Origin of the sequence: Streptomyces sp. NPDC057253, assembly GCF_042669125.1 — a bacterium.
In the GTDB taxonomy this organism is placed as follows: Bacteria; Actinomycetota; Actinomycetes; order Streptomycetales; family Streptomycetaceae; genus Streptomyces.
This window is the reverse complement of record NZ_JBHUXV010000194.1, coordinates 1-11,979: the sequence shown is the minus strand read 5'-3', so window position 1 is coordinate 11,979 and position 11,979 is coordinate 1. Positions and strand designations below refer to the sequence as shown.

Here is an 11,979-nt window from a genome sequence, read left to right as displayed (position 1 = left end):
TTTCAGATCAGGCGCTGCCCGACTCGACCCGAGTCTTTCGCGGGCAGCGCCATGAGGCATTCCCCGAAAAGGAATTTCGCGGACCTACGTTAATCCAGAGTTCACCTTCTTTCGCTTGATCACTTGTCCGCCACTCCCGGATATTCGATGCGACCGGCCGGACACCCGACCGGGCAATCCCCTTCCAGGAGTAATTCATGGAATTCGTGCGTCGCGGATTCAATTCCGTCAAGCGTCGCTACCGTACCGCCGCCGCCGTCGGCGCTCTCGCCGTCGGCGCGTCCCTGCTCGCCGCCCCCCAGGCACTCGCCGCCGACCAGCCGACCCCGCGTCAGCTCCTGGACGCGTGCAGCTGGGCGGACGTGTGCGACTTCCACCCGCAGAGCTACTGGACCTACACGGGCCCGAGGCACCAGGTCGGCAGCTCCGCCTTCAACTGCGGAAGCACCACCAACCAGCACGCGATCAACTGGTCGGACACGACCGGATCTTCCAACACCTTCGGCGTCGCCATCAGCCAGAGCGTCAAGTTCGAGACGGTTTTCGAGTCCGAGATCACCCTGAGCTACAGCCACAGCTGGCAGACCTCGCACACCGACTCCGAGACCGACACGGTCAACATCCCGGCGGGACACGTCGGCTGGATCGAGCGCGGTACCGCGAAGCAGCAGGCCAAGGGCTGGTACGAGCTCCACTTCGGCAAGCCCTACTACGGCCACTACATCTGGTACCTGCAGAACTACCAGGCGTCCGGCTTCAACGCGGACAACCCGCACGCCGGATACATCAACTTCAAGGACCGGGCGATGACCTCGGGCGAGCGCCAGACGCACTGCCGCTAGCTCGCAGCACCGGACGCCCGGTGCGCGGGCAACCGGGCGTCCTCACCCCCCGTCGGGCGTACGGCTCCGTAGTGCCCGCCGTTCCACGGAGCCGTACGCCTCCACCACCGAAACGGTGTCCCATGAACGTACGCATCCCGCCCAGGCGCGAGGCGAGCGCCGCCGCCTTCTGCTCACTCCTCCTGCTGCTGTCCGCCTGCGCCGGCGGAGCAGGCGGGGGCGGTACGCCGCAGGTGGACTCGGCGGACGGCCCACAGGTCACGGTCATCGGCACCGACGCCAGCCCGGAAAGCAGGGTCGCGGCGGCACTGTACGGCGAACTCCTCGACTCCGCAGGCGTCCGGGTGCGCACGGCGGCCACCGTGTACGCCTCCCCCGGCGCCGCCGTCCGGGCCGTGGTGGACGGCAGGATCGGTCTCGCGCCGGCCTACGAGACCGCCACGCTGCGGGCGCTGCCCGCAGGCCAGACGGCGTCGGGCTCCATGGCGACCACGCTGAGCATGGCGCTGCCGCCGGGGGTCGACGCGTTGCCGCCGGCCGACGCGCAGGGCGGGGTGGTCCTCGCCGTCACCCGGGACACCGCCCGGAAGTACCGACTGCTCGGCCTCCAGGACCTGGGCCGGATCCACGCGCGCCTCACCGTGGGCGGGGCGGCTGTCGGCGCCCCCGACGCCCCGTCCGCCGAGACGCTGAACACGGCCTACGGAGCCGCGCTCATCGAGGGCGGCACCTCGCACGGCGCCGACGTACTCGTCCTGCGCAGCACCGATCCCTCGATCGCGCGGGACGGCCTGACCGTGCTCGCCGACCCGAAGACCGTCGTACCGCCCGAGCACCTCTTCCCGCTCATCAGCGCTCCGGCGGCCGACTCCAGGACCAGGAAGGCCCTCGCCGTGCTCGGCCCGTCGCTGACGACGGACCAACTCGCCGCGCTCACCTCGTCGGTCGCCGCCGGTGAGTCACCCACGCGGGCGGCCAGGACCTGGCTGCGAACCAGGGGCCTCCTGCACTGATACCCGTCCGGACGACCGGTTCCGATCCGATCGGCCGGACGTGCACACACCGCGATCCAGAAAAACATGAGAAAGCGACGGAACCCCCATGCGCTCCCTACTGCGTAAGGTCACCATCTCGGCGCTCGCCGCCGCCTCGCTCTTCGGCGGCCTCGCCATCCCCGGAACGGCCAGCGCCGACAACGTCGACTCGGTCCAGCTCAGAGTCTGCAACGACAACGCCAAGTCGATCCGGTTCTACGTCGTCGGCTACAACCAGTACCACGACTGGACCACCTCCATCTCCTGGACGGCCCAGCCGAACTCCTGCTACCTGGCCGCGGACTGGTGGTGGCAGACCGACCGCACGGTGGAGTTCCACTACGTGCGCCCCGGCGGCTCCGCCCACTACCGTCTGGTGTACATCCCGCAGCTGAAGGACGGAAGCATCGCCAGGTACCACATCTCCGCCGCGTAGCGCGGCTTGTCGCCCGCCGCCGCCACCCATGTCACACGGCGTCGGCGCGAGCGGTCGAGGCCGGTGGGTCCCACCCCGAGGAGGGGCGGGACCCACCGCGCTGTCACGGGCCCGCGACCTCGGATGTCGGTGCACAGGGCGTCGAGGTGGCCGATCCGGAGCAGGTCGCCTCCACCCGGCCGCCCGCCTCCAGCTCAACGCCGTCCGCTTCCACCACGTGCCCGCCCGCCTCGCCGACCACGCCCGCCGCCGATGGCTGCGGATCGACGCCACCTGGCCCTGGGCCCAAGCCACCCGCCGGCAACGACTGTGCCCTCCCGGCCGTCACCTGACCGGTCGGGCACTGCCCCGGCAGGGACCAGGAAGGAGAAGACCGCAGCACTCCGGGCCCGCAGAACCCGGCACCCCCTCGGCGACATGCGACGGCCCTTCCTCACACGGCAGAGGACATCACGGACGAACCGCCGACCGGGTCAGCCACCGAATCCCGCTGACGAATGGAGGTCTATGCGAGGAGACAGCCGAGTCAACGGTGAACGAGGAGAAAACCTCGCGAATCAATCGGTTTGGCACCACATCAATTGATTGCCTTCGGGCGGGGGCGATGCGGATCAATGTGCCGGTCGTCAGTCTCGGTGGCGGTGGAGATCGGGTCCGTGCGCAGTGGCCCTGCCCCGACCACTGCCAACGCCCCCTTCCGCTCGACAGAGGAGAATCCCCCATGACCAGCACCGAACCCCCGGTCGGCACCTCACTCCGCAGGCGCGTCATCGGCACCACCAGCCTGGCGGTCGCCGCCGCCCTGGTGGTCAGCGTCGTCGGCCTCAGCGCTCCGGCGCACACCTCCACTGCCGGCGCCGCGCACAACGTGAAGCTGGACTCCCACCACATCAGCACCGTCGCCGATGCGCAGATCTCCTGGAACCTCAACGACGGCGCGGACGGATACGCCCGCATGATCTCCGCCGTGCGGAACGCGGCGGGCAGAATCGCCGGCGCACAGCGCCAGACCATCACCGACTCCAACGGCGTGACACGGAACGTCGATGTCACCGACCCGTCACAGACCCAGCAGTTCGCCGACGTCATCGCCACGGCGGGCAACGGCGCGACCCTTCACATCAGGGTCCGGCTCAGCGACTACTACGTCGTCCAGTTCTACTTCTTCGACAACAACCGGGCCACCGGCGCCAACCTGGCGAACGACGTACCTCCCCTCGACCACCGGTACAACGGTCCCGCGGGCAGCAGCACCTGGCCCGAGGGCTACGACGCACTGGGCCGCCTGGCGGGGGTGAACCTGACCGACCTGACCATCGGGACGGCCACGTTCGACAACGCGATACAGCAGATCCGCAACTTCAACACCGGCAACGCCACGGCGGCCCAGGTCGCCCGCTCGATGCTGACCTTCATCGTGGGCATCGCGGAAGGGGCGCGGTACTCTCCGCTGGCCAAGCGGATCTACACCGAGATCCTGAACTTCAACACGTACAGGTTGGCGTCGGACGACGTGGCTGCGATGCGCAACTGGGCCACCACCAGCCAGATCTACCGCAACAACGGCGGCGCCAGCACCAGCACGTACGGAGTCTCCATCCACGACGCGGCCACGGCGGCAGTCGTCCTGCTCACCGCCCTCGGTGCCCGGGGGGTCAGCAACGTGCCGAAGGACGAGCTCTGACCCAGGCGCGGACGGCTCACGCTTCCGTCCGGCACGGAGAGACCTCGCCGGCCCCGGCGCGTGCTGCTCACGCACACGCCGGGGCCCGCTCCGTGGACGTGACCGATCTGGCCCTCGGGGCAGCCGCCTTCACCGGCGGGTCCACCTCGGACGGCGGCACCGTCGAAGTCCTCGGTCTGGTATGCGGCCACTCCAAGCCCCGCCAGTCCGGCGGAGTACGAGGTGTCGGTGACACTGCCGACGGTGCTGCCGTCGATCTTCGCGGTGATGGTCGATCCCTGGAACGAGAGGGCAGTCGGTGCCGGCTCTTGGTGCCGAGTGCCGTGGTGGTGCCCGCCTTCAGCGTCGTCGGCCCGGCCGATCACCTGCACCGCGCCGGCCTGCTCCAGGTAGGCGTCGACGCTCACGGTGCAGTCGGTCCAGCCGAGACTGCCGACCAGCGTGAAGGGCGTGGTGCCCGGCGCCCACACGATCGGCTGGGTGGGTGCCATCTGGCGTACGCACTGCCCGGACCGGCCGCCGGGGCAGGCGACGGTCTCGAAGGCGCCCTGTTGCTGGGCCAGGTACTGCGGCTCGTGGCCCGGGGTGTCGGACTCGAAGCCGTTGCCGTACGGCAGGGCGAGGGGTGCCTGCGGCGGACTGGCCGCGGTGCCCCTGCCGGTGGTGGACAGGGTGGTGAACGAGTACGCGTAGCCGGGCTTGAGGGTGGCGGTGAACGAGCCGCCACTGGGGGAGATGTCGGACTGGCTGACCCAGTAGTCGGACATGTTCCCGGAGCCGAAGTCGCTCGCCCACACGTGCACCTGCGCCGAGGCGGGCAGGCCGCCGGTCACGTCGAAGGTCACGTCACGGGAGGCGGTCGCGTCCAGGGTCTCGGCGACGACGCTGTAGTCGCCGTGGTCGGGTGCCTGGTAGGTGATGTACGAGCCGTTGGCGCGGTTGCCGCCGAAGTACCCGGAGGCAGAGTCGATGTACTTCCAGCCCGGCGAGGTGACCTGGGTGGTGTGCGCGATCGCCCACAGGGTCCTGCCCTGGTCGTACCAGCCGGACCAGGGCTGGTTGGCGTAGATCAGGCCGGCGGTGGGGTACGGCTCGTTGCGGTAGGTCGAGGCGACGATCGGCCAGTTGATGAACGCGGTCGTGGGCCCGTCCAGATACTCCCGGCTCCGACGATGTCCACGCCGACGGCGAAAACCGGGTCGTTCACCATGCCGTCGGCGATCTTCCAACCGCCCAGGTCGCCCCCGACGACCTTCGTGGGGTACCCCGCGTCGCTCAGCGCCTTGTGCAGGTCCTCGTAGAACGTCTTGCTGCAGTCGCGCTCGTTCTGGCTGCCGGAGGTAGTCGACCGTCAGACGGTGCTTGGTCGCGCAACCCAGCCAGTCCGTCAGGTAGTTGACGGTGGCGGTGGAGGTGAAGGTGCCCAGGTGGCCCGGGGCGCCCCAGGCCAGCGCGGCGAGCTTGATCTTCGAGTTGCGGGCCTTGGCCTGCTCCATCAGCCACCACTCGTAACCGCGGTCGCAGGCGAGGTCACCGGCGGCGTGCTCGTGGCTGGACTCGGAGCCTGAGGTGGAGTTGGTGTCGCCGCCGATCTCGACCTTGAGGATCTGCAGGGAGGCGCCGTATCCGGGCTTGAACAGGTAGTCGAGGATCTGGCTCCGGTACGGCTCGGGATAGTCGATCAGCAGTCGGCTGTTGCCGCCGCCGCCACTGATCGCGCCGACTCCGTCGAAGGTACGGCCGGTTCCGGTGCCGTCGATCGTGACGGTGTCCGACGCGGCGTGCGCCTGGGTCGGGCCGACAGCCGCGCCGACCAACGCCGTCGCCACGGTGAGCGCCAGAGCGGCCACGGTCGACCACCGTCTTGTGTGAGGGTGCGGTCTGTGAGAAGGCACTGCACGTCGCCTTTCGGCAGTGGGGGTCAAGCGCTGTCCCGGCCGTGCCCGTCCCTCGGACGACGGAGCAGCCGACCGACTCGTCCTGACGGCTCGCCAGATCCCGTCCAGATGTTGGATTGTGTGCACTTTCGACAGGCACCGTAGAGGCTGCCATGGAACCCGTCAACGGTCCACGCAACCCGGGGCGTACACAGCCTCACTCAATGACTCCGATACATCCCACGTTGGTCCGCCTTCCGTGGTCCGCTCTGGGCAACTAGCCAGGTTTGGCAAGAGTTTCGTCCGGGGTCTGGACAACACACCCACCCATGACTCTTAATCCATCCGATGTATCAGCCAGCCGCATCCACCTCGCACACACCGTGAACTCGGGCCGCCCGGTCGCACAGTCACGATCAGAAACCACCATCACCACGCTTGCTGAGTGAAACCGAACAGGAGGAAACGCGTGCCGAAATCGATCTCACGCCGCACGGTCCTCGCCGGCGCGGCCGCCATGACCGTGGCCGCCACCGTGGGCACCCTCGCGACGAGCGCACCCGCGTACGCGGCGTCCGCCGACCCGCTGCCGCTGCCGCCGCTGCGCGTTCCGAAGACCGACATGGGCCTGGAGCAGCAACCGGACGACAAGATCCGGTGGCTGCAGGACGCCAAGCTGGGCATGTTCATCCACTGGGGTGTCTATTCCGGCCCCGCCCACGGCGAGTGGTGGATGCACAACGCCCCGATCACGCCGGCCGACTACCAGAAGTACGTGACCGACGCCACGAGCGAGCAGTTCACCGCGGACGCCTTCGCCCCCGCCGACTGGGCGCAGCTGGCGAAGGACTTCGGGGCCCGGTACACGACGCTGACGACCCGTCACCACGACGGTTTCGCACTGTGGCCGCTGAACCACCCGAACAGCTGGAACTCCGGCCAGGCGCCGCTGAAGAAGGACTTCGTCAAGGACTACGTGGCGGCCGTACGGGCGGCCGGGCTCAGGGTCGGCCTGTACTACTCGCCGATCGACTGGCGCTACCCCGGCTACTACGACGTCCGCGGCACCAACTGCGCGAAGAACCCCTGGAACTACACCACCGACCCCGCACACAAGGAGAACGCGCGGATCATGAAGACGGAGGTGTACGAGTCCGTCAAGGAACTCGTCACCCAGTACGGCACCATCGACGACCTGTGGTGGGACGGCGGCTGGATCGCGGAGCAGGGCAGCGACGCGGACGGCGCGTTCTTCTGGGAACCGGGCCTCTTCCGCGACCCGTCCAACGACTGGCCGGTGGACTCCGTCTACGGCGAGACCGACGCCGACGGCAAACCGCTGGGCCTGATGGGCATGGTGCGCAGGCACCAGCCCGACATCGTCGCCACCTCGCGCTCCGGCTGGATCGGTGACTACGCCAGCGAGGAGGGCCCCTCGGTGCCCTCGGGCGCGATCAGGACGGGGCTCAGCGAGAAGGTGTTCACCGTCGGCAGCTCCTGGGGCTACAACTCCGACGGCAACGTGATGGGTTACGGCACCGCGATGGACATCCTGGTCAACTCCTGGGTGCGGAACATCACCGTGATGGTCAACGTCGGCCCGGACCGGCACGGCACCGTCTCCACGGGCCAGGCGAACCTGCTGCGGCAGATCGGCACCTTCATGACCGCCTGCGGCGACTCCGTCTACGGCACCCGAGGTGGCCCGTGGAACCCGGTCGACGGCAAGTACGGCTTCACCTACAAGGACAGCACCTTCTACGTCCATCTGCTGCCCGGTTACAGCGGCACGTCCTTCACCACCCCGTCCGTCGGGGACGCCCAGGTCGGCAAGGTCTTCGACGTGCGCTCCGGCAACAGCCTCCCGTACACCGTCGGCGGCGACGGCCGGGTGACGGTCAGCGGCATCGACCGCACCACCCACCCGCAGGACAGCGTCGTCGGGGTCACCCTGGACAGGTCCGTGCAGCCGGGCGACATCGCCGAGGGGAAGTCCGCCACCGCCGACAGCGAGGAGACCTCGAAGGGCGACACCGCCGCCAAGGCCGTCGACGGCTCCACCGCCACGCGCTGGTGTGCCGACGACGGCTCCACCGGTCACTGGCTCAAGGTCGACCTCGGCTCGACGCGGTCCCTGACCGGAACCCGTATCGCCTGGGAGAAGGACGGCACCAACTACCGGTACCTGATCGAGGGTTCCACCGACAACACCACCTGGACCACCCTGGCCGACCGCACCGCCACCACCAGCACCAGCCAGGTGCAGGTCGCCCAGTTCCGTACCCAGGCGCGGTATGTGCGCGTCACCGTCACCGGGCTCCCGTCCGGCGTCTGGGCCTCGCTGCGCAACCTGGAGGTGTACGACCGTCCCTTCATCGCCGACCTCGGCACCTGCAGGCTGGTCAACCGCAGGAGCGGCAAGGTGCTGGACGTGAGTGGTGCCTCGGCCTCCGACGGCGCCCCCGTCGTCCAGTGGCCGTGGACCGGGGGCACCAACCAGCAGTGGAAACTGCTGCCGAACGCCGACGGCTCCTACCGGCTGGCGAACGTCAAGAGCGGCAAACTCCTGGAGAGTCCGGGCGGCTCCGCCCAGGGCACGGCCCTCGACCAGTGGACCGACAACGGCGGCGACAACCAGGGCTGGAAGCTGGTCCCCTCCCCCGCCGGCGGCTACTACCGGCTCACCAACGTCCGTACCGGATGGTGCGCCGACGTGCAGAACGCCTCCACCGCGGACGGCGCCCCGGTCATCCAGTGGCCGACCACCGGCGGAGCCAACCAGGACTGGCAGATCGTCACCCTGTGAACGGCGGCCGGGCGCGCCCGTTCACCGCCGACCTCCGTATCCCGACCCGAGAGCCGTAAGCACCGCAAGGTCCGTGTCCCGCCCTCACCGGCGGTCCGTCGGTCCGAGACACCGAGAGAGCCGAGGAGCCGTGCACCACACCCCCAGGTCAAGACCCTCCGAACAACACCTCAGACGGACAGCGGTCCTCGCCGTCCTGCTTCTGGCGCTGGCACTGCTCGCCGGGCGCACACCCACCCCGGCCCACGCGGCGCCGAGCACCGCGATCACGGTGGACGGCGGCAGTCCGGGCCGTACCTTCGACGGCATCGGGGCGATCAGCGGAGGCGGCGGCAACAGCGCCCTGCTGCGTGACTACCCCGCCGCCCAGCAGAGCCAGATCCTCGACTACCTCTTCAAACCCGGCTACGGCGCCGACCTGCAGATCCTCAAGGTGGAGATCGGCGGCGACACCAACTCCACCGACGGCGCCGAGGCCAGCATCGAGCACTCCAAGGGCACCGTCGACTGCGACTCCGGCTACGAGTGGTGGCTGATGGAGCAGGCCAAGGCCCGCAACCCCGGCATCAGGTTCTACGGCCTGTCCTGGGGTGCGCCGGGCTGGATCGGCAACGGCGACTTCTACTCCCAGGACATGATCGACTATCTGTTGTCCTGGCTGGGCTGCGCCAAACAGCACGGCCTATCCGTCGACTACATCGGCGGCTGGAACGAGCGCGACTACAACGCCTCCTGGTACGAGAGCCTGAAGTCGGCGCTGAACTCGGGCGGTTACGGCTCCACCAAGCTGGTCGGCGGCGACCAGTTCGGGTGGGGCATCGCCGGCGACATGAAGAAGGACAGCGCCCTGAACGCGGCCGTCGACATCGCGGGGGCCCACTACCCCTGCGGCTATCTGACGGCGATGGCCTCCTGCTCTTCCTCCTCCGACGCGCAGTCGCTCGGCAAACCCGTCTGGGCCAGTGAGAACGGCTCGCAGGACGCGGAGACCGGTGCGGCCCCGGCCGCCCGCGCCATCAACCGCGGCTACATCGACGCGAGGATGACCGCCTACATCAACTGGCCGGTGGTCGCCGCCCTCTACCAGAACCTCGCTTTCGGCAGCGACGGCCTGATCACCGCCAACCAGCCGTGGTCCGGCGCCTACACGGTGGGCCGCACCACCTGGGCCATCGCCCAGACCACGCAGTTCACCTCGCCCGGGTGGAAGTACCTGGACACCGCCACCGGTTACCTCGGAGGCGACCGGGACAACGGCAGCTACGTCAGCTACGCGGCGCCCGACAAGAGCGCCTGGAGCACCGTCTTCGAGACCATGGACGCCACCGCGTCGCAGACGGTCACCCTGAACGTCGCCGGCGGTCTGCCCGGCGGCACCCTGCACGTGTGGTCCACCGACCTCTCACAGCAGGGCAAGGCCACCCCGCGCATGGTGCACGACAGCGACCTGACCGCCACCGGCGGCACCTACACCCTCACCCTGGCGCCGGGCCGCCTCTACACGGTCACCACCACCACCGGCCAGGGCGCGGGCACCGCCACCTCCCCTCAGCGCTCCCGCCTCGCGCTCCCCTACTCGGACTCCTTCTCCGGTTACGGCGCGGGCCGGGAGGCGAAGTACTTCACCACCATGAACGGCGCCTTCCAGGCGGCCTCCTGCGGTGGCGGCCGCAGCGGTGCGTGCCTGCGTCAGATGGCGCCGACCACACCGATCCGCTGGACCGACGAACCGGGCAACCAGCCCGCGACGATCATGGGTGACCTGGGGTGGAGCGACTACACCGTCAGCTCCGACGTGCTGCTGGAGAAGAGCGGCAGCGCCGCCGAGATCCTGGGCCGGGTCGGTACCCAGAAGACCAACAACAACGGGCAGAACGCCTACCACCTGCGGCTCTCCGACACCGGCGACTGGTCCCTGCTCAAGTCGGACCTGTCGTGGAAGTGGACGACGCTGGCGAGTGGCACGGTGACCGCCCCGGGCACCGGCACCTGGCACAACCTGTCCCTGGGCTTCCAGGGCTCCACCATCACCGCCAGGATCGACGGCACCACGGTCGGCACGGTCACCGACGGCAGCTACGGCGGCGGCGAGGTCGGCGTCGGCACGGCGGGCTACTACCCCGTGCAGTACTCGCACCTGTCCGTCACGCCGGGCACCGTGGCCGACCTCTCCGGCACCTACAGGATCGTCAGCGCGAAGAGCGGCCTGGCTCTGGACGCCGTGGGGACCGGGACCGCCGACGGCACCCCGATCGACCAGTGGACCTACAACGGCGGGACCAACCAGCAGTGGAAGCTGGCCGCCAACACCGCCGGCTACTACACCGTCACCGGAGTCGGCAGCGGCAAGGCCCTGGACATCCCCAACGCCACCACCTGGCCCGGCACCGGGCTCCAGCTGTGGACGCCCAACGGCGGCGCCCACCAGCAGTGGCTGATCGCCCCGGCGGACAACGGCACCTACACCCTCCAGTCCCGTTCCCAGGGCTACCTGCTCGACGTCGCCGGCGGCTCCGGGAACAACGGTGCCGCGGTCGACCAGTGGACCTACAACGGCAACACCAACCAGCAGTGGAGCCTCGTGAAGATCGGCTGACCGGATCCGCGGGGCGGGCGTCGGGGACACCACCGCGCAGGTGGGTCCCCGCGTCACCGTGCGGCGGGCCCGCCCGTGCGCAGACCGTCGAGAAAGTACTCAAGGTGCCGGCGCCACCCCTCGTCCGGCTCCCCGTCGCGTATCAGTGCCGCGATCGACCGGAAGAGACGGTAGAGATCGTCCCGGGTGAGATCGTGGCGCAGGACACCGGAGGTCTGCGCCGCGCGCATGAGGTCGTCGCCGACGACGAGGTTGTCGTCGCAGATCGCCCGCAGCCGGGGAGCGTCCGCGTAGCGGCGGGCCACGACGTCGTTGAACGCCCGGTCGGCGGCCTGCATCTCGCAGGTCCCCCAGACGAAGGCGGCGAACCTGGCCCACGGGCCGTCCGCCTGCTCGACCAGCCCGGCCAGCGCGACGAGCCGCTGCGCCGCCACGTCCGCGACGGCCTGGTCGATCAGCTCGGCCCGGCTGCCGAACCGGTTGTAGAGGGTGCCGATGCTGACCCCCGCCCTGCGGGCGATGTCCTCCAGGGGGGTCTCAAGGCCCTCCCTGAGGAAGATCTCCCGGGCCGCGTCGCGCAGCTTCTCCACGTTGCGGCGGGCGTCCGCGCGCAGCCGGGGCGAGGGTGGGTCCTCGTTCGTCCGCGTGCCGTCACGTCGGCCTGTCATGCGCCCTCCTCCGGAACTCGCCGCGCCCGCGTCGGT

Annotated in this window: 7 protein-coding genes and 1 pseudogene; 6 read left to right on the top strand and 2 right to left on the bottom strand. The window is 69.4% G+C overall.

What is annotated here, in order from left to right:
- Positions 1-197: 197 nt before the first annotated feature.
- The 4 genes and pseudogenes from ACFULQ_RS46165 to ACFULQ_RS46150 form a co-directional block, all read left to right on the top strand.
- Entirely contained in the window at positions 198-842 is a 645-nt protein-coding gene (locus ACFULQ_RS46165; RefSeq protein ID WP_383556979.1) for a hypothetical protein, read from the top strand.
- A 122-nt stretch (positions 843-964) separates the two neighbouring features.
- The gene (locus tag ACFULQ_RS46160; protein WP_383556977.1) at positions 965-1,855 is read left to right on the top strand and encodes a glycine betaine ABC transporter substrate-binding protein; all 891 of its coding nucleotides are present in this window, start codon (positions 965-967) and stop codon (positions 1,853-1,855) included.
- Between the two features lie 88 nt (positions 1,856-1,943).
- On the top strand, positions 1,944-2,312 hold the full coding sequence (locus ACFULQ_RS46155; RefSeq protein ID WP_383556975.1) for a hypothetical protein: 369 nt from the start codon (positions 1,944-1,946) through the stop codon (positions 2,310-2,312).
- A gap of 28 nt (positions 2,313-2,340) precedes the next feature.
- Positions 2,341-3,849, top strand: a pseudogene (locus tag ACFULQ_RS46150) (ribosome-inactivating family protein); the annotation flags it as partial.
- Positions 3,850-3,863: 14 nt separating this feature from the next.
- On the opposite strand, the gene ACFULQ_RS46145 reads toward ACFULQ_RS46150, so the two are convergent.
- Entirely contained in the window at positions 3,864-5,846 is a 1,983-nt protein-coding gene (locus tag ACFULQ_RS46145) for a galactosylceramidase (protein ID WP_383556971.1), read from the bottom strand.
- 496 nt (positions 5,847-6,342) lie between these two features.
- Here ACFULQ_RS46145 and ACFULQ_RS46140 point away from each other — a divergent pair, with 496 nt between their 5' ends.
- Both ACFULQ_RS46140 and ACFULQ_RS46135 read left to right on the top strand, forming a co-directional pair.
- On the top strand, positions 6,343-8,679 hold the full coding sequence (locus ACFULQ_RS46140; protein ID WP_383556969.1) for an alpha-L-fucosidase: 2,337 nt from the start codon (positions 6,343-6,345) through the stop codon (positions 8,677-8,679).
- Between the two features lie 130 nt (positions 8,680-8,809).
- A complete protein-coding gene (locus ACFULQ_RS46135) occupies positions 8,810-11,275 on the top strand; it encodes an RICIN domain-containing protein (RefSeq protein WP_383556966.1) in 2,466 nt (821 codons plus the stop codon).
- Between the two features lie 53 nt (positions 11,276-11,328).
- Here the strand turns inward: ACFULQ_RS46135 and ACFULQ_RS46130 are convergent, their stop codons facing one another.
- Positions 11,329-11,943: a TetR/AcrR family transcriptional regulator gene (locus ACFULQ_RS46130; RefSeq protein WP_383556963.1), complete on the bottom strand. Its 615-nt coding sequence runs from the start codon at positions 11,941-11,943 to the stop codon at positions 11,329-11,331.
- Between the last annotated feature and the right edge of the window lie 36 nt (positions 11,944-11,979).